Below are 23,647 nucleotides of genomic sequence, written 5' to 3' on the forward strand. Positions count from 1 at the left end.
TTTAATTAACCTTATTACCAGCCGGGATTTTGAATCAATCCATATTTCTTATTGATTTCGCTTACAGGAAATGGCAGTAAATACCAATATTCATTCCAATAATATTTAATATCGTCACGCGTACTCACTGCATACTCGAAGCCACTTCCGACCTTCGTCGTTTCCAGCATTTCCATGGGACGTATAGCCCATTCCGCTCCCTTTTTATGACGCATCATATCAAAGTAGCGAACATCTTCCTGTCCGAATTCACGGGCACGTTCATCCAATAAGTAGTTCAACAATGCATCACCTTGCGGCACCTTAGCGGAAGTTACTCCCGGCAACCCTGCACGTTCGTGCACGAGGTTCAGATAATCATAAGCGGTCTTCTCAAATTCATCGGGCACGTTAGCCTTCCCCAATTGGTTCATAGCTTCGGCTATACTTAAATAAATCTCTGGCATACGAATCATGGGACAAGAATAAGGCTTGCCTTTCATCTCATTCTTCTTATCACGAATAAACTTGCGGAATCCATAGCCAAATTGAGTTTTCTTCTGCACAGAACTTCCCGAACCATATCCTTCGCGTCCACCTTTATAAACTTCTGCTGTCCGTCCCTGCCATTTATCACCATTTACAAGCAAGTTCTCATATAAACGCACATCACGGTTCGGCTGTCCTTTTTCATCAAAAAACGGATGCGCACGGTGTGTCTGATTATTCCAATCGAATGTAGAACCATCCTTCCATTGGAACATATCCGCATAATTTCCACGCGGGATACCATAACCGGATTCATACATACGGAACGGTTTATCTACGCCATCATAAGTTCCCCAACGGAAAGAAGCCATCACAACCTCCTGATTGCCTTTCGTAAAATAGCCGTTTACATAGTCCTCTCTGGGATTCCCTGTATTTTCAATCCGATAATAATCACCATTCTGCATGTTCAGGCGCAAGAACTCTCTTCCTGCCTCCAAAGCAGCCTCCCAACGGCTATCCTGCTGATTTCCATACCAAGTCAGAAGTTCAGTAGCCGCCTGTCCGTCATAATAGGGTACTTTATTATTAAATAATGGACTGGCAACAAATAAGAGTAAACGGAACTTCAACGCTTTAGCAGCGGCTGCTGTCATATGTCCATATTCTTCAGCGGTGGTAGACCAAGGCAAATCGGTTGCCGCCTCATCCAATAACGCAACTGTTTTATTGACTGTTTCCTCCAACGTCAGACGAGGAAACTGGAAAATCTCATCTGCCGCATACGCGTGGTCTATCCAAGGCATGCCACCATAGAAACGAATCATTTGAGTATAGTGAAAAGCAATGACTACCTTAGCTTCCGCTTTTCGAATACGCTTTTCGTCATCAGTCATATCGGGAACTTTATCTACATTTTCAATATAAATATAAGCCTTCCTTATACCAAAAGAAGGATTTCCCGTCACTTCAGTAATCTGTGAATGAAAAGGGAAATAGGGAAAGTTAATACAACTGGAAGAAGAATTAAAGTCTCCACGTGTCCATGAGATTGGTTGTGCATATCCTATATCAGTATATCCATCCAAAATAAGCCCCTCCGGATGGCATCCTCTCAAGGTAGGCATAAAATCCCACAAACTCTTATAAAACTGGTTTAGGGCCTGATCTGCATACTTTTTAGAAGAAAACACCGTATCAATAGATACATCGTCACTATTGGGCTTCTCCAAAAAATTATCACCGAACTTCAGGTCTTCACATCCGATGAATAAGCTAGCCAGAAGTCCGCATAGAATAATTAAACTTTTGTTTTTCATAATAATCATTTTAAAAAGTTACATTCACTCCCAAGCTAAAGATTTTCATAATAGGATACGTATTCGTATCACGTGTCAATTCTCCTTCGGGATCAAAAACTTTCAATTTGTCAAATGTCAAGAGATTATAGCCGGTAAATTGAACCGTCAACTTAGAGGCACCAATTGCTTTTAAAATCTTCTGTTGAGTAATATTATATCCAATCGTCAGATTTTTCAATTTGATGTATGAAGCATCTTTCAACCATACGCTCGATGTCTCTTGGTTAGTTGAACTTGCAATGGACAAACGGGGATACACAGCCGTTGCTGCTGTTTCAGGTGTCCAACGCCCGTCAGCCATATATTGATAAAGCACCTGCCCCTCATAAAAAGGACGTTTATAAGCATTTGCCATCTCAATATCACACTGTGCTACTCCCGTCCAGTTCATGGAAGCAAAAAAGCCTTTATATTCTCCACCCAAATTTAAACCGAACGTATAAGCCGGGCGTTTAGGGTTTCCTATTTTGGTCTGGTCGTCATTATCAATGATATTATCACCGTTCAAATCTGCAAACTTAATATCACCGGGATATTTTTTCCCTTGCGGTTGCGGCAAATCCCCACGAACATTACCATCCGCATCAAAGTCATTCTCATTATAGAACCCTTGTGCCAGATATCCGAAACGGGCTCCCACCTCATGTCCGGTACGCCACATATAAGGTTCGTTCGGTTCTACTTCATCTTGATAAATAATTTTATTTTTAGAATAAGAGACATTTGCATTTATATAATATGAAAAGTCCTTAATACGATCATTCCATTTTAAATCAACTTCATATCCTTGATTATTTACTTTACCCATGTTAACCACAGGCAATATGCCATTCATTGCAATCAAGGAAGGAACGGTGCTGCGTTGTATCAGAATATCACGACGATTTTCCCGGAAATAATCGACTGTCAACTTCAAACGGTCACTGAAGAAATAAGCATCTATACCGTAATTCTGCTTTAAGGCAGTTTCCCAGGTTACATTCGAATTTCCCAGCATAAGTTCTTTCGCTGCTGTCTGATAGACCGTATTTGTCAATCCGAAAATATACCCGTTCTTATCCTGATAGGCTTTCTGCAGCCAGTCGGAATTATTTATTGAATAAGAGTCCGGCAAATAAAGGAAGCGATTACTGGACATGTTGTCATTACCGACCAATCCAACAGAAGCACGCACTTTCAGATAGGTTAAGAAGTCATTTTTAGGAATGAATTTCTCTTCTGTAATCACATAGCCGATAGAACCTGCAGGGAATGTACCAAAACGTTTGTCCGGCGCAAAGTTCTCGGAACCATTATAGCCAATATTAAATTCTGCTATATATTTCGACTTATAATCATAAGTCAAACGGCCTACCAAGCCAACATAAGCAGTCGGGACATCCCAAAACTTGTTAGGATAATTAGGATAATACTTTTTACTTTGGTTGTACAGCAATAAGGCACCTACATTATGTTCTCCGAATTTGCGATTATAACGAATGCTTCCTTCCACATACCAGTCACGGGCACGTTTTTTATCTCCGGTTCCATAAGTTTTCATCATATTTTCCCCCGTTATCCGATACACAAGGCTCTTATCAAAATCAGGGTCTTCAACATCAAGTCCCGATCCGTCTATTTCGGATTTATAAAAAGGAATATATGTTTCCACATGTCCCCGTACGGTTTTGATGTAAGAGTAATCCGTATTATATGCCCCTTTCGCTTCAATAGAAAGCCCCTTGGTTATAAAATCCAGATTTTGAGACAAGTTCAAATCGAATGTCATATTATTCGATACTTTACGGTCATAACCATAGCCATAAAATCCATTAATTACTTGATTCTCCATTTTAACTCCGGGAAAACGTGTACTCTGTGTCACCACTTTTTTTCCGTCGATAATTCCCGGAGATGAGAATGGCAACGACCACGTAAGCTGTTTCCATACATTACCACTGCCTCCCGGGTCACGCTGGTTGCCTACAATTCCGCCCATGCCGAACTTTAACGTAGTGGTGCGTGTGAGGTTTACATCAAGATTGGCACGATAGTTATAACGGGTATAGCTGTAATTGTTATCATAATCAAGCCCGTCCAGTTGTTTAAACAAACCATTCTGAAACAAAAAACCTAACGATACAAAATAACGGATATCTTTTGTTCCTCCGGAAATACTTACATTATGTTGGGTTTGAACAGCAGCCTTATTCATCAAATAATCATACCAGTTCACATTGGGATACAGAATAGGAGAATCCCCCAAACGAAAACGTTCCATATCATAGTCCGAGAAAGCCAGCAAGTCATCTGCCGCTCCGTCGTTACGTTGAGCTTCTCTGAATAAAGAAGCCGTTGTATAGCTGTCTGCCACATCCAATATACGGGTAGGCATCTGAATGCCGACATTCGAGTTAATCGATATTTTGGCCTTTCCTTCTTCTCCCCGGCGAGTAGTGACCAATATGACTCCGTTTGCACCGCGCACTCCGAATACAGCCGTAGCCGAAGCATCTTTTAATACATTAATAGATTCTATCTCGTTAGGATCCATTTGATAGAAAGAACGCTCCACGCCATCCACAAGAATAAGCGGAGCAGCTCCCCCTTCCGTCAATGAACCTACACCACGTACAAATATTTTCGCATTGTCAGCTCCCGGTTGTCCACTTGCCTGCATGGAAGAAACTCCCGGCAACTGCCCTGCCAACGAATTGGTGACACTGGCACTAGGGGATTTCAGTAAAGCCTCCGTACCGACACTTGATATAGCACCGGTCAATGTCGCCTTTTTCTGCACACCGTATGCCACAACCATTACTTCGTCCAGACTTTGTACATTTTCCTGTAAACGTACGTTAATCCCCCTTCGGGAGTTTACTTTTATTTCTTGTGACTGGTAACCAATAAATGAAACCGATAAAACAGAATTTCCATCAGGTACCGTAATTGTATAACGGCCGTCAATATCTGTGATAACTCCTGTGGAAGTCCCTTTCACTTGTACAGTAGCACCAATAATAGGTTCGCCACCCTCACTCGTAACAACCCCTGTAACTATTATACTTTTGTTCTGTTGCAAAGCGGAACTTACCCACTCTTTGCCGGTGTCACTGCCCGACAAAATCCTACCCGTCTCTGCGGAATAACAAATCTCGCCCCACAAAGACGACCTGATACATACGGCGATAAATAAAACCTTCCGCATGCGACCTGTTAAGATGTTTTTCATACTTTGATAATGTTAAATAGTTAAACAAAAAGCATCATTATAATTTCTGCTTAAATTTGAAAACCAGCGATTCATTCTTCAATCCTTTCGGCAGAGTTACTGTCACTTTGCCGTCTTTCGTCCGATACTTCACGCTACGACCGTTTTGAAGCAATACCATCTTGCCGGCAGGTTCATTTCCTTCCCATACAATTTCCTGCGGCAATTCCACATTGTCCGGCAGTGCATAGATAGCATACAGCGTCTTTCCATCTTTGTTAGCCGTGAACCAGATATTCTCACTTTGATAGACAGGAGTAGTGCGTGTGTTGTAAATTGCTTCACCATTTATTTTCAGCCATTGCCCTATCTCTTTCAAACGCTGTATTCCCTCTTCCTCGATAGTACCTTCCGGTGTAGGTCCCACGCCCAAAACCAAAGAACCGCCTTTGGCTACAATCTCCGTGAGAATATTGATTACTTGAGCTGCCGACTTGTAAGGAGCGTCTTTCCACCATCCCCAATGATTGGTCAGTGTGATGCAACTTTCCCAAGGATGATCAAGTTGCTGCTTGGGAATAGTCAGTTCCGGTGTTTGGTAATTTTCGTTCCGTCCGGGCACAGTCCGGTCTACGGCTATCAATCCGGGTTGATATTCGCGTGCCTTATCTATGATTTGATCCATTTTGATGTCTTCCTTGGGAGCTCTTACCCAGCCTCCGTCCAGCCAAAAAAGGTCTACCCGACCATAACGCGTCATGAGTTCATTGATCTGATTAGCCGTATATTCTTGAAAACGTTTCCATTTATCCGGATTCAGCTTGATATCATAATTCACATTCCGGGTAGGCGTTGCCCTGTCTCTACTCCAGTAATCATTGCAATGCCAGTCGGGCTTGGAGAAGTAAGCACCTATCATAAAGTCTTTCTGACGGAAAGCATCAAACACTTGATAGGTCACATCTTTTAAAGGATTGTTTTTAAAAGGTCCTTTAGCTATCGAGAAGTCAGTTTCCTTCGTATCAAACATACAAAAACCGTCGTGATGTTTGGTAGTGAAAATCATATATTTCATACCGGCATCTTTCATAATGTCCGCCCATACTTCCGGAGCAAACTTCGTTGGATTGAAAGACTCGCTTAATCCCCAATACCATTTCTTGAAATCATCGTAAGGCATATCACCGAAGATTTTAGTTCGGCGCGGAATAAATTTTTCTTCCGAACACAACAGCCACGACTCGAAAGTACCCGGTACGGAATAAAGTCCCCAGTGGAACAGTACACCGAATTTCAAGTCTCGCCATTGGTCTAATTTCTGCAGTACTGCCGGATCTGTCGGATACTCATAAGAGGTGGATGATTTGTGCACATACCCTTGATCTTTAATATCACTTTGCTGTGCACATACATTCCAAGAAAAAGAGAGTCCGAACAAAGCAGCCAGTACCACTTTCATGCTTTTCATTTTTCTCATACTTACCGTTGTTTTAGAGGTTTTAAATTTCACCGCTAAGATATGAGGATTGAAATGAAAGGGTGTTTTCTATTATTTTTAGTTTGTCCGATAACTGCCACAGCAGGACTAAAAACTATCAAAACTTTTTAGATTTTATTCAAAAGAGCTTCCCAGGCACTATTTTCTCTGTTTTTTCACATAATCAGAAGGCATGCAACCCATATACTTTTTAAAACTGGTAGAGAAATAAGAGCGGGATGCAAAACCTACCATGGCACTCACTTCAGATATGGAGTAACGTCCGTCCAACAGTAATTTGCACGCCATATTGAAACGTATCCGCCGAATAAAATTTGCCGGCGGTTCACCCGATATGGAATTCATTTTGTAGTATAATGACGAGCGACTCATAAAAAGCTTCTCCGCAAGGTCATCGGCTGTAAAGTCTTCATCAGAGATGTTTTCTTCCACAGTCTGAATGGCTTTGGTGATAAACTCTTCGTCCAGCTTATTCGAAGTCATTTTTGCCGCATCAATATCAATCGTACTGGAATAATAGTATCTCAAACGCTGCCTGGCTTTCAGGATATTATTAATCTTCCCTTTCAGAAGATTAATAGAAAATGGTTTGGGGATATAATCGTCTGCACCGGCTTGAATACCCGCAGTCTGCGCCTCGAGACTGCCTTTCGCCGACAACAAAATAACCGGAATATGGCAAGTTTGCATGTTCTTCTTCACAATCTCACATAACTTAATACCGTCTATTCCCGGCATCATCACATCAGAAAGAATTAAATCCACTTTCTGTTCCTTCATCATTTCCAGTGCTTCTTCCCCGTTCCCGGCTATCAACGTGATATACTCCGATTTAAAATTATCCTTCAAATAATCGACCATTTCCTTATTATCATCCACCAGCAGGATAGTCGCTCTCCCCTCTTCTTCCCTACCATCCGGCTTCTCTATGTCAGTGGTAGTAACTGCAACCTCTTCCATGTAGGAAACATCCATAGGAGAATACATAGGTTCTGATAAAGTGAAGGCCGCTTCCGCGTCCTGTTTTTGTTCTTCAGCCGGAAATATGTGGATGTCTGCCGGCAAAATCACCCTGAATTCTGTAAATTTCCCGGTTTCACTAGCGACCTCTATCCTGCCTCTATGCTTGTCTATCAACAATTTCACCAAAGACAAGCCAATGCCGGAACCTTTCTGATTATCGTCCACTTGGTAAAAGCGTTCGAAAATGCGGGAAAGTTTCTCTTCCGGAATACCTATGCCGTTATCACGTATCGTAAATCCGTAAACAGACTCCTTCTTCCACAATGATAATGAAATTTCTCCACCGTCAGGAGTAAACTTAAACGCATTGGAAAGCAAATTCATCAATATCGTTTCCAAATACATCCTGTCGACAGGAAATAATTCATCTGTCAAATCCGAACGGAAATGGAAATTAATATTTCGTTTCCGTGCATTCTCTATAAATAAATTGAATACATTCATTGCCATGCTCTCAACCGACCCTGAAACGATATTGATAGGTAATGTTCCCGACTCTGCCTTCCTGAAGTCAAGTAGCTGATTGACAATATGCAGTAACTTCTGCCCATTCTTATAGACATAAGACAATTTTTGTTGCACAGCGGGATCGAAAGAGTTCTTTTCGCCCAACAATTCCTCTAACGGAGCTAATATCAGACTTAAAGGTGTGCGCAATTCATGAGACATATTAATATAAAAACGGACTTTCTCCTGACTGATTTCTTCTATCTTATTCCGTTCGATATGCTCAATCTGTACCTGCATCCTCATCTTGGCACGAACAATAAAGAAATAAAATACAAAAGCTAAAATACCGATGATAAAGAGGAAAAACAACGTTTTTGCCCACCACGTCTGATACCACATCGGAATAATATCAATAAAAAATTCTGCAGGGGTTTCTGACCATTGTCCACTGTCACTGCATGCCTTTACTTTAAAAACATATCTACCCGGAGACAAATTCCAATAGTTCACTCCACGACTTCCTGCCCAAGTAGCATAAATCCAATCCGAATCGTAACCTTCCAGCTTATAGGCAAACCTGTTACGGCTGTTTGACAGGTAGTTGATTACAGAAAAAGTGATTCTGAACATTTTGAGTTCCGAAGGAAAAGAGACTCCCAGCAACTTCCCGTTGTCAGCCTGATAAAAATCGACATCTCCGTCTTTAGCTTGCCTTATGGGAAGATTCTGTATGGACAATCCGGTTATCACTGCGTTAGGCGTAAAAGGAGTGCCGGAGAAGTGTTCGGGATTAAAAAAGACGACCCCATTCAAAGTTCCTAAAAAGAAAGTGCCGTCTTTTGAACTGCATACAGCCGACTGCATAAACTGATTGTTCGGCAAACCATCTTGTTTGATATAGTTGCAGAAATTCTTTTTATGCAAATCAAAACAGGAAAGTCCCCTGCTCGTTGTGAGCCACAACCGCCCTTTTTTATCTTCCAAAATACCGCTGATACAGTCATCGGGCAAACCGTCGCTCATAGAATAACGCTCCCATGAAAGAGAGGTTCCTTCTTTATAGCGGTACAATCCGGAAGAAGTGCCTACCCAAATGGCATGGCTACTGTCTTCATATACACACAACGCCTGTATCAGGCCAAGAGAATAAGCCCCTGCCGAATCAGCCATCACTCGCATTTCTCCGTCAGCACACATGTACAAGCTTTCTTCCGTACCAATCCAGACACGCCGTCTTGAATCACGGAACAAGGTAGAGACAAGCACATCTTTCAATTGAGGATATCTGACTGCCAAAGGATGCAAGGAGATTTGCCTTGTTTGATAATCAAAACGATACAAACCAGCCATCGAACCAATCCAAAGTGTACCATCGTCTCCATCCAACAGTGAATAGCAACTATTTTCCAAGGATGCGGCACCGGGAATATCATAATTACTTAGATGTCCGGTCTTGACGTTCAAATGACTCAACCCGCCGCTATGCATACCGATATAAACAGAACCATTTTTCTCGGGAAACACACATTTAATGTTATTCGAACGTAAGGAGCCGGCTTTGTTGCCTTCATCGGAATAACAAGTGAAATGCCCGGTTGTCCTGTCATAATGATTCAATCCTCCGTCATTGGTACCAATCCAAAGATTATTATTGAAAGGGTCTTCCGCTATGCAACTGACAGTATTGTCACTCAATGAATTACGGTAGACAGAATGTTGCAGGACACGAAAATCAGGTGCTAATACATGATAATAATTAAGCCCTCCGTGGTAAGTGCCTACCCACATTCCTCCCTGATGATCCCTTAGAAGAGAACGTACAGAATTATGTCCCAAAGAAGAAGGGTCTTCATAGGAAAAGCGATATTGCGAAATACTTTTTGTATCCGGTTGGAGAATCAGCAGTCCTTCTACCGTTCCAATCCATAATCTTCCCCGGTCATCCAGCTGCAAAGCCCGGACAGCATCCGAAATAAACTGTTTCGGATAATTTTTCCGGTTATAATGTTCTCGAACCTGAAATTTGTCATCTATCAAATATACTCCGTTCGTCAATGACGCCAACCAGCAATTCCGGGTCTTATCATCATAAATGATACTGGAGATTACTTCATTTTTCAATTCAGGAAGCAATTGAACAATATTACCATTACGGAAATAATAGAAATAAATACCTTTTGAAGTTCCAAGTAATGCCCCGTCTCCTATAGCACGAACGGAATAAACATTCTTCCCTTCTAACTGGGGGAGCATTTTCATCTTGCCATCCGTTTTCTCAAAAAGAACCAATCCCCGATTGGTTCCTAACAACAACTGTTCCCTGTCTGCCGGCTCTTCCATCGCAAACACCTGAACCGACTGATTGCCCGGTAATGAGTAATTTGTAAAATCATTACCTATAATATTATACCGGGAAAGTCCGACCATTGTCCCTGCCCACACCGTTCCCTTTCGGTCAGTATAAAGAGAATAGATGTAGTTATTTCCCAAACTGGCGGTATCGACCAAAGATTTATAAAAGGACGCAAAGCGGAAACCGTCATGCCAGTTCAATCCTTCAGTAGTGCCCACCCATATCTTATTGTTATGGTCCTGGGTTAAAGCAAGCACTGTATTGTACGACAATCCATCATCTACAGACAAACGTTTAAAACGAACCGGAGCCTCATCTGCCAATAAAGTAGATATCGGAATAAATTGGAAACAAATAGATAAAACAATCAAATAACAAATTTGTATATATCGGTCTTTCATAAGTAATCACGGTTCAAGAACATTTTAACTCAAACAAAAGTACATAAAAAGCATGAGCTTTTTACACCGGCATAATAAAGAAATCATTTTTTTCTTTAGAGGAAAGATATGTATTTCCAGCCACTTTTATCACATATATCCGTTAGCTTTAATTTCTTTATATCGTTTCAAAGCCTCCAGATAATAATAATCGGCATAAATCAACGGGGTGTCGACTTCACTATTATGCGGAAAGCTACCCACCGAATGCATGAGAATAAACCCGTGATTTTCTCTTTCCCTTGCCAGGTATGTTTCCGAGGAAAGTTGCTTCAAGATTCGCTCTGCATAACGGAAGTATTTCCGCCCTTGTTTTTTGTCCCCATAACCGCTTAATTCCAACAAGGCGGAAGCTGTGACGGCAGCCGCCGAAGCATCGCGAGGTTCATTGGGAATGTTCGGAGCATTATAATCCCAATAAGGAATAAAGTCTTTTTCGGACGAGCAATGGCTCATTATAAATTCAGCGATCTTATAAGCCGCTTTCAGATAAGTTTGTTGTTTGGTGAAACGATAACACATGGTATATCCATATACGGCCCAAGCCTGACCACGTGCCCAAGACGATTCATCATCATATCCCTGGTAAGTACCTTTCGACTCGACTGTACCATCTTCCGGCAAATAACTGACTACATGATAAGATGTCATATCTTCCCGAAAATGATTCTTCAGTGTTTTGTCGGCATGTGCTATGGCAATTTCCCGATACTTCGGATTACCGGTCTGTTCCGATGCCCAGAAAAGCATCTCCAGATTCATCATGTTATCAATAATGACAGGATAACTCCAATTGCCAAAGTCCCAGGAACGAATCAATCCGACTTTCGGTTCAAAGCGCGTACAAAGGCTTTCGGCAGCGCGAACGAGAATCAGGCTGTCCGCTGGTTCCGGTTTTAGACGGATGCCCTGACCGTAACTACAAAACATCATAAACCCCAAATCGTGATTTTTCGTATAATACTGCATCGCTTCCAGACGGTCAGTGTACAAACGTGCCTGTTTTGCCAATTCTTCCTTAGCTGTAAGTTCATACGCCAGCCACAAGGAGCCCGGGAAAAAACCGGAAGTCCAATCCGAAGGTTTTTCCAAGCGATATTTTCCATCTTTCAAGGAACGTGGAAAACAAAGGGTATCCGATTCGTTTTTCAACTTTTCTGCCATATAGAGCAATTGATGTCCGGATGTACTCACCGCACGGTCAAACCATTTCATCTCATTTTCTTTCGGAACATTACAAGCAGCCAGAAAAATAATTCCTGTTGCCACCATTAGAAGTTTGCTATTCATTGTTTCAATCTATTTCTGTTATTACTTCTCCATATATTAGCAACAAAGGTAGACTAACTTACAGACATCGGTTTTACAAAACTCTTTTTTTATGTCCGTTTCCATATTAGTAATGTTTGATTTTGTACAAAAGTTGTCTGCTTTCAGATATTCATAATGGTGCAGAAACGAACTGATCCGCACGGAAAGAAATTAAATAATATAGTTTAGATTTTTCTCCACTGTATAAACAATCTATCTGAGACCCGGGTCTCAGCATCTATGACACCCGGGTCTCAGGTATGCCAACACCCGGGTGTCAGTACCATTGAGACCCGGGTGTCAGATAGAACTCTACTACTAAGCGTTTTTTCTTTGTTACTAGAGTAAATAAAATTCCGATGCATCTAATATCTATTCAAAACAGTGCAAGAATGAGCTAAATAATAATTTTCCAGTTAAACAAAATTATAACGCTCGTTCTTTGAGATATTGAAAACGAAATATTACGAAAATAATGATTATCTTTGAACCACTAAAAGGAAAATAACAATGAATGACCTGCTTCGTAAACTCCCTATCGGGATACAGACCTTTGAGAAACTTCGTAAGGGCGATTATCTATATGTAGATAAAACAGAGCTTGTATGGAAAATAGCTTATACATCTACTCCATACTTCCTGAGCCGTCCACGCCGTTTTGGTAAAAGTCTTCTTCTCTCTACCTTTGAAGCCTACTTTGAAGGAAAGAAAGAACTCTTCGAAGGGCTTGCCATTGAAAAACTGGAAACGAAATGGGAAAAGCATCCTGTGCTGCATCTGGATTTAAATGCCGAGAAGTACGATTCCCCAGAAAGACTTTATGATATCCTCAGCCGTCAACTCACCTTATGGGAAATCCAATATGGCAAAGGAATAGACGAGAACACTCTTTCCGGTCGTTTCTCCGGCGTCATCCGTCGCGCCTACGAACAAACCGGTAGCAGCGTTGTAGTTCTGGTAGACGAATACGACAAACCTCTATTGCAAGCTTTAGGCAATGATGTCTTACTGGATGAATACCGTAAAACTCTGAAAGCCTTTTACGGAGTATTGAAAAGTGCCGACCGCTACCTACGTTTCGTCTTCCTCACAGGAGTAACGAAATTCTCACAAGTAAGTGTATTCAGTGACCTCAACCAATTGCAGGACATCACTTTATGGCCCGATTACGGAACCCTTTGCGGCATCACTCTTCAAGAATTATTGGATACCTTCCAGCCGGAAATCAAGATACTGGCAGCCAATAATTCCATTTCTTATGATGACGCGGTACAACGAATGACACGTCTCTACGATGGCTATCATTTTTGCATTAATTCAGTAGGTATCTTCAACCCGTTCAGTGTACTGAATGTCCTGAAATCAAAAGTGTTCGACAATTACTGGTTCCAGACCGGCACACCGACTTTCCTCGTCGAGATGCTGCAAGAAACCGAATACGACCTGCGTACTTTGCTTGACGGGATCGAAGCACCGTCTTCCATGTTCTCCGAATATCGTGTAGATTCCAATAACCCGATTCCGTTGATTTACCAAAGTGGATATCTGACGATAAAAGCTTATGATGAACGTTTCCGCAACTACCTGTTGGAATTTCCCAACGATGAGGTGCGTTACGGTTTCATGGATTTCCTGGTACCGTTCTATACTGGAGTGAAGAATAATGATCAAGGGTTTTACATCGGCAAGTTCGTCAATGAATTGGAGAGTGGAGACTACGATGCCTTTCTTACCCGTCTGCAAGCCTTCTTTGCCGATTTCAACTACGAATTGAACGAGCAGACAGAGCGTCACTACCAAGTAGTTTTCTATATTGTTTTCAAACTTATGGGACAGTTCACCGATGCCGAAGTACGCAGCGCCCGCGGTCGTGCAGATGCCGTAGTGAAAACACCTAAATATATCTATGTCTTCGAATTCAAGCTGCATGACACAGCAGAAGCGGCATTGAAGCAGATCGACGATAAAGGCTATCTGATACCGTATCAGGCAGACGGACGTGAAGTGATAAAGATCGGGGTAGAGTTCAGTGCGGAAAAACGCAATATCAGTCGCTGGCTGGTGTGAACAGATAAAGTTAAATATTATCAGGAGTTACCCATATCCACGCCCGATAACAACTTCTCCTATGAACATGAACCAAAGGTAAATAACCGGAGTACACTCTACCTTCCCTGATTTCCAACGGATAAGTTGCGGACATTCGTTCATGTTCCTGCAAGGCTTCACCTTCCGAAGGATGATAATCAATCACAAAACGCCCTGTTGAATCAGAACGTACATAACGGTCATATAAAAAACGCGCAACAACTCCCATATTCATGCGCAGATTAATTTCCACACAGGGATGAATCCGAAAAAACGGCTTTTCATTTTCCGGAAACCGACAAATCATCATATCAACTCCAAGATAACCTTTATAAACGGTTCCTACCAACGCAGAAAGTCTGTATTTCAAACAGTTTTCCAAATCCGTCAGAACCTTTGAAGGGACATATTGCGAAAGTTGTTTCCAGATTGCCTCATTAGAAAGCAAACGATTCCCTTCATACATTCCACTCTTTCCGGTATGGAAGAGGGAATATCCCATAAATGTCACTTCACCTGTACCATCGGAATAAAACTCCATGGCAAAGTCCTCTACCTTATTATATATAGGTTCCGCAATGATTCCACCCTGCGAAGCAGCCACACGCGTACACCAACCGGATATAAAAGGAGTAAATATGCCTTTACACCAGTTCAAGCCTTTACCGCTTCCCGAAAGCGGAGCTTTCAACAGGCAGCATTCCCGTTCTTCCACAAAGGTTTTCCATTCTTCTTGTGTCTTCAAATAATAAGATTCTCCGCAGAAATATTCATTCAGTTGTAATTCCGGAAGCAATGAGACGGCTTTAGAACGATGGGAGTATTCCCGCAAACCGTCTAATTGCTCCATAGAAGGAAGCAGGGCTTCATCCATGCCCAGCCCTGAAAGCCGTTTCCGCAAAGCTACATCCCATCCCCAAGGACGAATATCCAAATTCGGTTCAATAGCAAGTTCCGGCTCTGTCATCAAATCAACCGAAAGTCCTAATAATTCCTGTATCTTCTTCACATAGCCGAGATTATAAGCGGAAGGAGCTAATACAGCACTCCCCTCCTCTGCATACCACATCGGAAGCAAAGCCAACTCGGAAGCCATACGTCTGGCAGAAGCCGGAGCCATATAATTTGTTTCACCGCTAGCCAACGCCAAGTCATGTTCCGGATTGAATATATAAAGAGCCTTTTTTGTCATTTCAAATGAATTCAAAACTTTATTCTGCAAATATATACAGGAAATAGTCAGGAATGACTACAATAAACAGAAAGTTGGAATTAAACACACAATTTTGCCATCTCTACTTTGCAAATCCTAAAAAAAGCAGTATATTTGCCACCCGAAAAACAAAGAACTGAAATGGAATCATTCTACCGCACACACGCCTACCTCGTTGAGCACACCAATGCCCCCGTTCGCCGCGATCTTATGGACGAGATCGACTGGAGCGACCGCCTGATTGGTATCAAAGGGACACGTGGCGTAGGAAAAACCACTTTCCTTCTCCAATACGCCAAAGAGAAATTCGGGAACGACCGTTCCTGTCTGTTCATCAACATGAACAACTTCTATTTCTCGGGCCACAGCATTGTAGACTTCGCCAACGAATTTCAAAAACGTGGCGGAAAAGTGTTGTTGATCGACCAGGTGTTCAAACATCCGGAATGGAGCAAAGAGTTACGCATGTGTTACGACCGTTTTCCTAACCTGAAAATTGTCTTCACCGGCTCGTCCGTGATGCGACTGAAAGAAGAAAATCTTGAATTACGTGATATCGCCAAGAGCTATAACCTGCGTGGATTCTCTTTCCGTGAATTCCTAAACTTGCAAACAGGCATGAAATTCAGGGCATATAGCCTCGAAGAAATTCTTAGCACTCACGAACAGATTGCCAAAGGAGTACTCTCCAAAGTTCGTCCGTTGGATTATTTCCAGGATTACCTGCACCACGGCTTCTATCCGTTCTTCCTCGAAAAGCGTAACTTTTCGGAGAATCTGCTGAAAACGATGAACATGATGGTGGAAGTAGATATACTTCTCATCAAACAAATTGAACTGAAATATCTTTCAAAGATAAAAAAATTACTATATTTGCTCGCTGTCGACGGGCCGAAGGCTCCAAATGTGAGCCAACTGGCAAGCGACATACAGACATCTCGCGCCACGGTGATGAACTATATCAAGTATCTGGCAGATGCGCGACTCATTAATCTGGTTTATCCGAAAGGGGAAGAATTCCCTAAAAAACCTTCAAAGATAATGATGCACAACTCCAACCTGATGTATTCCATCTATCCGGTGAAAGTGGAAGAGCAGGATGTGCTTGACACATTCTTTGCAAATTCTTTATGGAAAGACCATAAGGTACATAAAGGAGATAAAAACGTCTCTTTTATGGTGGACGAAGTAATGCCGTTCAAAATTTGCCAGGAAGGCGCAAAGATCAAGAACAATCCGAATGTAACGTACGCGTTGCATAAGGCTGAAATAGGTCGGGGCAACCAGATACCTCTCTGGATGTTCGGCTTTTTATATTAAAAGATTTATTTACTTAAATATTTAATTTAGTTATGACTAAACAGAAGAAATTCATCACTTGTGATGGTAACCAGGCTGCAGCGCATATCTCGTATATGTTCTCTGAAGTAGCAGCTATCTACCCCATCACTCCTTCTTCGACTATGGCTGAGTACGTAGACGAATGGGCTGCCGCAGGACGTAAGAACATCTTCGGCGAAACAGTATTGGTACAGGAAATGCAATCTGAAGGTGGTGCTGCCGGTGCAGTTCACGGTTCTCTTCAGGCTGGTGCGTTGACTACTACTTACACTGCTTCCCAGGGTCTTCTCCTGATGATCCCTAACATGTACAAAATTGCCGGTGAGTTCTTGCCTTGCGTATTCCATGTGTCTGCTCGTACATTGGCTTCTCACGCATTGTGTATCTTCGGTGACCACCAAGACGTAATGTCAGCTCGTCAGACTGGCTTTGCTATGTTGGCTGAAGGCTCTGTACAGGAAGTTATGGATTTGGCTGGTGTTGCTCACTTGGCTACCATCAAATCTCGTGTTCCGTTCATGAACTTCTTCGATGGTTTCCGTACATCTCACGAAATCCAAAAGATTGAAATGTTGGAAAATGATGATCTTGCTCCGCTGATCGACCAGGAAGCTTTGGCTGAATTCCGTGCCCGCGCACTGAACCCGATGAAACCGGTAGCTCGTGGTATGGCTGAAAATCCTGACCATTTCTTCCAACATCGTGAATCATGCAACAACTACTATGAAGCAGTTCCTGCTATCGTAGAAGAATACATGAATGAAATTTCTAAGATCACAGGTCGTAAATACGGTTTGTTCGATTACTATGGTGCAGAAGATGCAGAACGCGTAATTATCGCTATGGGTTCTGTAACAGAAGCTGCCCGCGAAGCTATCGACTACCTGGTAGCAAACGGCGAAAAAGTGGGTATGGTTGCCGTACACCTGTATCGTCCGTTCTCTGCTAAACACTTCCTGGCTGCTGTACCTAAGACTGCTAAGACTATCGCAGTTCTTGACCGTACTAAAGAACCGGGTGCTAACGGCGAACCTCTTTACCTTGACGTTAAAGACTGCTTCTACGGTGCAGAAAATGCTCCGGTTATCGTTGGCGGTCGCTACGGTTTGGGTTCAAAAGATACTACTCCTGCTCAAATCCTTTCAGTATTCGAAAACTTGGCTATGCCAATGCCGAAGAACCACTTCACTATCGGTATCGTAGACGACGTTACTTTCACTTCTCTTCCTCAAAAAGAAGAAATCGCTTTAGGCGGCGAAGGTATGTTCGAAGCTAAATTCTACGGTTTGGGTGCTGACGGTACAGTAGGTGCTAACAAGAACTCTGTAAAGATTATCGGTGACAACACTGACAAACACTGCCAGGCTTACTTCTCTTATGACTCTAAGAAGTCGGGTGGTTTCACTTGTTCTCACTTGCGTTTCGGTGACAATCCAATCCGTTCTACTTATCTGGTAAATACTCCGAACTTCGTTGCTTGTCACGTTCAGGCTTACCTGCACATGTACGATGTAACTCGTGGTTTGCGTAAGAACGGTTCTTTCTTGCTGAACACAATCTGGGAAGGTGAAGAACTGGCTAAGAACCTGCCTAACAAGGTTAAGAAATATTTTGCACAGAACAACATTTCTGTATACTATATCAACGCAACACAAATTGCACTGGAAATTGGTTTGGGTAACCGTACCAACACAATCCTTCAATCTGCATTCTTCCGTATCACAGGCGTTATTCCTGTAGAACAAGCTGTTGAGCAGATGAAGAAATTCATCGTTAAGTCTTACGGCAAGAAGGGTGAAGACGTTGTTAACAAGAACTATGCTGCCGTTGACCGTGGTGGTGAATACAAGACTTTGGCTGTTGACCCTGCTTGGGCTAACCTTCCGGATGACGCAAAAGCTGAAAACAACGATCCTGCATTCATCAACAAAGTAGTTCGTCCGATCAATGCACAAGACGGTGACTTGTTGCCAGTATCTGCATTCAAGGGTATCGAAGACGGTACTTGGTATCAAGGTACTGCTAAATACGAAAAACGTGGTGTGGCTGCATTCGTTCCTGAATGGAATCCGGAAAACTGTATCCAGTGTAACAAGTGTGCATACGTTTGTCCTCACGCTTCTATCCGTCCGTTCGTACTCGACGCTGAAGAGCAGAAGGGTGCTAAGTTCGAACAACTGAAAGCTGTAGGTAAAGCATTCGACGGTATGACATTCCGTATCCAGGTGGACGTTCTCGACTGTCTGGGTTGCGGTAACTGTGCCGACATCTGTCCGGGTAATCCGAAGAAGGGTGGCAAAGCATTGACAATGAAACACCTCGAAAGCCAATTGGCTCAAGCTGAAAACTGGACTTACTGTGCTGAAAACGTGAAGACTAAACAACATCTTGTTGATATCAAGGCTAACGTGAAGAACTCACAGTTCGCTACTCCGTTGTTTGAGTTCTCCGGCGCTTGCTCTGGTTGTGGTGAAACTCCGTACGTGAAATTGATTTCTCAATTGTTCGGTGACCGTGAAATGGTTGCTAACGCTACCGGATGTTCTTCTATCTACTCTGGTTCTGTTCCTTCTACTCCGTATACTACAAACGAAAACGGACACGGTCCTGCTTGGGCTAACTCACTGTTCGAAGACTTCTGTGAATTCGGTTTGGGTATGGAACTGGCTAACGAAAAGATGCGTGCTCGTCTCGTGAAAGTGATGAACGAGGCTATTGCTGCTGATTGCACTCCTGCTGAAGTAAAAGAACTGTTCGCTGAATGGATCAACAATATGCTGGATGCGGACAAGACTAAGGAATTGGCTGCTAAGATCATTCCGGTTGTTGAAGCTAACAAGGATAAATGTAACCACTGCAAACAAATCGCTGAACTGCAACAATATCTTGTAAAACGCAGCCAGTGGATCATTGGTGGTGACGGTGCTTCTTACGATATCGGTTACGGTGGTCTTGACCATGTAATCGCTTCCGGTAAGGACGTTAACATCCTCGTTCTGGATACTGAAGTTTACTCTAACACAGGTGGTCAGTCTTCTAAAGCTACTCCGGTAGGTGCTATCGCTAAGTTCGCTGCTGCTGGTAAGCGCGTACGTAAGAAAGACCTCGGTCTGATGGCTACTACTTACGGTTATGTATATGTTGCACAGATCGCTATGGGTGCTGACCAAGCTCAAACTCTGAAAGCTATCCGTGAAGCTGAAGCATATCCGGGACCATCTTTGATTATCGCTTACGCTCCATGTATCAACCACGGTCTGAAAGCAGGTATGGGTAAGAGCCAGGAAGAAGAAGAAAAAGCTGTTAAGTGCGGTTACTGGCACTTGTGGCGTTACAACCCGGCTTTGGAAGAAGAAGGCAAGAACCCATTCCAATTGGATAGCAAAGAACCGAACTGGGAAGATTTCCAAGGTTTCTTGAAGGGTGAAGTTCGTTACGCTTCTGTAATGAAACAATATCCTGCTGAAGCTGAAGAACTGTTTAAAGCTGCTGAAGAAAACGCTAAATGGCGTTACAACAGCTACAAACGTTTGGCTAGAGAAAACTGGGGTGCTGAATAATAGTAATACCCTATAAATATAAAACGGTAATCTTGTAGAAGATTACCGTTTTTTTATTGTATGAACTCTGTCTAACATAAACAATACTCCCTTTTTCCCACTAGAGTTCATGTCTATTTTATATTTAAAATTAAAAATAACAATGCTCCAATCTATTTATTCTCTGACTTCGGAATCCAACTATCCACCAACTGCCGATGTTCATCCCTCCATTTACGGGCTATTTCTTCTTCATCCATCCGGGCATCCTTCATAGCTGTCATAAAAGAGCTAAGTTCTTCTGTCGTTAGTTTGATGTTACCAAAGAATTCGGCAGCAAACGGATCTTTCTCACTGAATCCTTTCCATGCAATAGCATGTATTTCTTCCAAGTCTCCATATACTTTCTTCGGATCATCCAAGAATTTCAAGTCAAACTGGTCGAACATCCAATGCGGTGTCCACCCCGTGATGACAATCCATTCTCCTTTGTCCATCGCTTTTTTCAAAGAAGCCAGCATGGTGGAACTACTTGAAGTCATGAGGGTATACCCATCAAGTCCGTAAGCAGCAATGGCCTTATCGGTCGTCTTCATTATCCCTGCTCCCGCATCAATTCCTACTATTTCAGAAGAAAAACGGTCTTTATTAGCTTCCAGCTCATTAATAGACTGGATCGTAACATATTGAGGAACAACCAGTCCTACACGGGCTTCTCCATATACCTCACCCAGAAATTCGATGCTGTCTCCATACTGATCCATATAATCTTTCATCGTTATTGGTAACCAGGCATCCAGAAAGACATCAGATTTCTTTCCTGACATAGATACAAAGATGGGGGCAAGGTCAGCATTTTGCAGTTCAACCTCATATCCATGTTCTTCCAATACCACCTTAGCCAAATGACTCATAGCAATACCTTCCAGCCAATTGGCATAGGCTATTTTTACTTTCTTTTTCTCTAAGTCTGAATTAGTACAGGAAGCCAGCAAAAGTATAGCTGACAATACTATTCCTACTATTTTATATATTCTCATACGTATTTTATCCTTTCCGTTTAGTTCTTATTTTTTCGTCCTGCCATTCCTTGTGTGATACGGTCTAAGATGATAGCTAAAATAACAACTGCGATACCACCTTCAAACCCAAGTCCGATTTTCATTTGGGTAATACCTTTCAATACAATTTCTCCCAGACCACCGGCAGCAATCATGGCAGCAATGACAACCATAGAAAGCGACATCATTATTGTCTGATTGACACCTGTCAGGATGGTTGGCAACGCCAAAGGAAGCTGCACTTTATACAATAACTGCCAACGGGTAGCCCCGAACGAACGGGAAGCTTCCACTACATTTTTAGGAACTTGCCGAATTCCCAATCCGGTAAGGCGGACTACAGGAGGCATAGCAAAGATAATGGTGGCAAACACTCCCGGCACTGCTCCCAATCCGAAAAACAAAACGGCAGGAATCAGATAAACAAAAGCAGGCATCGTCTGCATCAAGTCGAGAACAGGACGGAGTATTTTCTCTGCACGCGGACTGTTTGCCGTCCACACTCCTAAAGGTACACCAACAATCAGAGCCAGACAGGTAGATGAAAAAACGAGAGCCAGGGTTTGCATGGTAGCCTCCCAAAATCCCATTCCATAAATCAGTAATAATCCTAATGCGGTGAAAATCGCCGTACCACGTCCTGCCTTCATCCATGCGAGTGCAGCAAGTACCAGGATGGTTATATAAAAAGGTATTCCAAAAAGTACGTGTTGGAATCCTATAATAAAACTACCGATGCCTGCATTTATGGCATCAAAGAAAGTGGAAAAATGTACCATCATCCAATTGATGGCCATCTCTATATATTGTCCTATATTTATCATAAATCTATTGCGTTTTGAATTATTTCGTTTATTTCTTCTTTATCTTTCCCCGTCACTTCGATGATTAAGGAGGAAAGCGGGATTGTTCCTAAAAACTCATGCGTCTCATCAATCACCCATACCGGCGAATTGCTCTTTGTCATTAAAGGAAGTATATCCTCCAACACTGTATCCTCCAATACAGAATGTACTTCTGTACGCACAATCGTTTCAATGGATTTTTCCTGTCTGCTACGTAACTTAAGCAGGTCGTTCAGACGTACTTCTCCGACCAGTTTATCATCGGCGTCTATGACAGGTAATACGGTGATATTCTTCGCACGCATCTTACGAATCAATACTTCAGGTCCCTCTTTCTTCAAACGGGCCACCAGTGGTTTGTCAATCATTAAAGAAGAAGCGGTGATAATTTTACTCCTGTCCACGTTTTCAACAAAACGGGCTACATAATCGTTAGCCGGTTCGGTCAGTATTTCTTCTGAAGTACCTACCTGCACCACCTCTCCGTCTTTCATAATAGCAATACGGTCGCCCAGTTTAATCGCTTCACTCAAGTCATGGGTAATAAAGACAATTGTTTTTTTCATCTTCGATTGCAAAGCCAACAGTTCATCCTGCATTTGCACACGAATCAGAGGATCGAGCGCAGAGAAAGCCTCATCCATTAGAAGTACTTCAGGATTATTAGCCAGGGCGCGGGCCAATCCGACACGCTGTTGCATTCCACCGGAAAGCTCGCCTACCATCTGATTTTCATATCCTTTCAATCCGACAAGCTTCATACTTTCCATCGCTTTCTTCTCACGTTCCTCTTTCTTCACTCCCTGAAGTTCGAGACCGAACGCGATATTGCTCAATACGGAACGGTGAGGCAACAGACCGAAATTCTGGAAAACCATCGCCAACTCTTTCCGGCGAACTTGCAATAACTCTTTTTCGGATATTTTAGATATATCTACTCCGTTTACAAGCACTTGTCCGGCAGTAGGACGTATCAGACGATTGATACAACGCAGTAATGTCGATTTTCCACTTCCCGAGAGTCCCATTATCACGAAAAACTCTCCTTCATTAATTGAAAGATTGGCATCTTTCACTCCTACCGTACAACCGGTATCTTTCAGAATTTCCTCTTTACTCTTATCTTTTTTCAACATCTTGAGGGCTTTCTGCTTCTCGTTACCAAAGATTAGGTACAAATCCTTTATTTCTATTTTACTCATATAATATATTGGTTTAGATTATAATATTTGTTTTGTTTTCAACTGCCGCATTCCTTATTCTCACTTACGATAAACAAGTTGAATGTTCGCATGGTTCAGTCATGTCACATGATAACATGACGGTCCGACGTTTTTTAAATGGTTTAAAAAAAACAGACAGAGTAGTTTAAAAGGAATAGAATTTGATAAGATTATCCTCTTAATGAACAGTAGAAAACAGTATTTTCATAAATAAATAACAGTCTGTTCTTGCATATTGTTGGC

General features: G+C 42.3%; 12 protein-coding genes. 3 read left to right on the top strand and 9 right to left on the bottom strand.

The window, feature by feature from the left end:
• Window positions 1-14: 14 nt before the first annotated feature.
• The 5 genes from KSX81_RS04865 to KSX81_RS04885 all read right to left on the bottom strand — a co-directional run bounded on the left by KSX81_RS04865 (window position 15) and on the right by KSX81_RS04885 (window position 12,073).
• Window positions 15-1,787, bottom strand: coding sequence for a RagB/SusD family nutrient uptake outer membrane protein (locus KSX81_RS04865; RefSeq protein WP_073342770.1), 1,773 nt, complete (start codon window positions 1,785-1,787; stop codon window positions 15-17).
• 10 nt (window positions 1,788-1,797) lie between these two features.
• Window positions 1,798-5,040 (bottom strand): SusC/RagA family TonB-linked outer membrane protein, encoded by a 3,243-nt coding sequence (locus KSX81_RS04870; protein ID WP_217725490.1) that lies wholly within the window; start codon window positions 5,038-5,040, stop codon window positions 1,798-1,800.
• A gap of 37 nt (window positions 5,041-5,077) precedes the next feature.
• Window positions 5,078-6,496: an alpha-L-fucosidase gene (locus KSX81_RS04875; protein WP_410492455.1), complete on the bottom strand. Its 1,419-nt coding sequence runs from the start codon at window positions 6,494-6,496 to the stop codon at window positions 5,078-5,080.
• Window positions 6,497-6,655: 159 nt separating this feature from the next.
• Window positions 6,656-10,744, bottom strand: coding sequence for a hybrid sensor histidine kinase/response regulator transcription factor (locus KSX81_RS04880; protein ID WP_217725489.1), 4,089 nt, complete (start codon window positions 10,742-10,744; stop codon window positions 6,656-6,658).
• A gap of 129 nt (window positions 10,745-10,873) precedes the next feature.
• Complete coding sequence (locus KSX81_RS04885; protein ID WP_217725488.1) at window positions 10,874-12,073, bottom strand: glycoside hydrolase family 88 protein; 1,200 nt, start codon at window positions 12,071-12,073, stop codon at window positions 10,874-10,876.
• 531 nt (window positions 12,074-12,604) lie between these two features.
• Between KSX81_RS04885 and KSX81_RS04890 the strand changes: the two genes are divergently transcribed.
• Complete coding sequence (locus KSX81_RS04890) at window positions 12,605-14,161, top strand: ATP-binding protein (RefSeq protein WP_004311725.1); 1,557 nt, start codon at window positions 12,605-12,607, stop codon at window positions 14,159-14,161.
• Window positions 14,162-14,171: 10 nt separating this feature from the next.
• Here KSX81_RS04890 and KSX81_RS04895 read toward each other — a convergent pair whose 3' ends face one another.
• Window positions 14,172-15,374: a hypothetical protein gene (locus KSX81_RS04895; protein ID WP_004311726.1), complete on the bottom strand. Its 1,203-nt coding sequence runs from the start codon at window positions 15,372-15,374 to the stop codon at window positions 14,172-14,174.
• A 162-nt stretch (window positions 15,375-15,536) separates the two neighbouring features.
• Between KSX81_RS04895 and KSX81_RS04900 the strand changes: the two genes are divergently transcribed.
• Window positions 15,537-16,715: an ATP-binding protein gene (locus KSX81_RS04900; protein WP_004311727.1), complete on the top strand. Its 1,179-nt coding sequence runs from the start codon at window positions 15,537-15,539 to the stop codon at window positions 16,713-16,715.
• Window positions 16,716-16,747: 32 nt separating this feature from the next.
• The gene (nifJ, locus tag KSX81_RS04905) at window positions 16,748-20,296 is read left to right on the top strand and encodes a pyruvate:ferredoxin (flavodoxin) oxidoreductase (RefSeq protein WP_217725487.1); all 3,549 of its coding nucleotides are present in this window, start codon (window positions 16,748-16,750) and stop codon (window positions 20,294-20,296) included.
• Between the two features lie 152 nt (window positions 20,297-20,448).
• On the opposite strand, the gene KSX81_RS04910 is transcribed toward nifJ, so the two are convergent.
• Genes KSX81_RS04910 through KSX81_RS04920 form a run of 3 tightly spaced genes read right to left on the bottom strand, consistent with a single transcriptional unit; the run spans window position 20,449 to window position 23,383 of the window.
• Window positions 20,449-21,315 (bottom strand): glycine betaine ABC transporter substrate-binding protein, encoded by an 867-nt coding sequence (locus tag KSX81_RS04910; RefSeq protein WP_217725486.1) that lies wholly within the window; start codon window positions 21,313-21,315, stop codon window positions 20,449-20,451.
• Window positions 21,316-21,335: 20 nt separating this feature from the next.
• On the bottom strand, window positions 21,336-22,160 hold the full coding sequence (locus KSX81_RS04915) for an ABC transporter permease (protein ID WP_008025959.1): 825 nt from the start codon (window positions 22,158-22,160) through the stop codon (window positions 21,336-21,338).
• Entirely contained in the window at window positions 22,157-23,383 is a 1,227-nt protein-coding gene (locus KSX81_RS04920; RefSeq protein ID WP_004321560.1) for a glycine betaine/L-proline ABC transporter ATP-binding protein, read from the bottom strand. Before KSX81_RS04920 ends, KSX81_RS04915 begins: the two co-directional genes overlap by 4 nt.
• Between the last annotated feature and the right edge of the window lie 264 nt (window positions 23,384-23,647).

The organism is Bacteroides sp. MSK.18.37 (assembly GCF_019129155.2).
Taxonomy (GTDB): domain Bacteria; phylum Bacteroidota; class Bacteroidia; order Bacteroidales; family Bacteroidaceae; genus Bacteroides; species Bacteroides ovatus.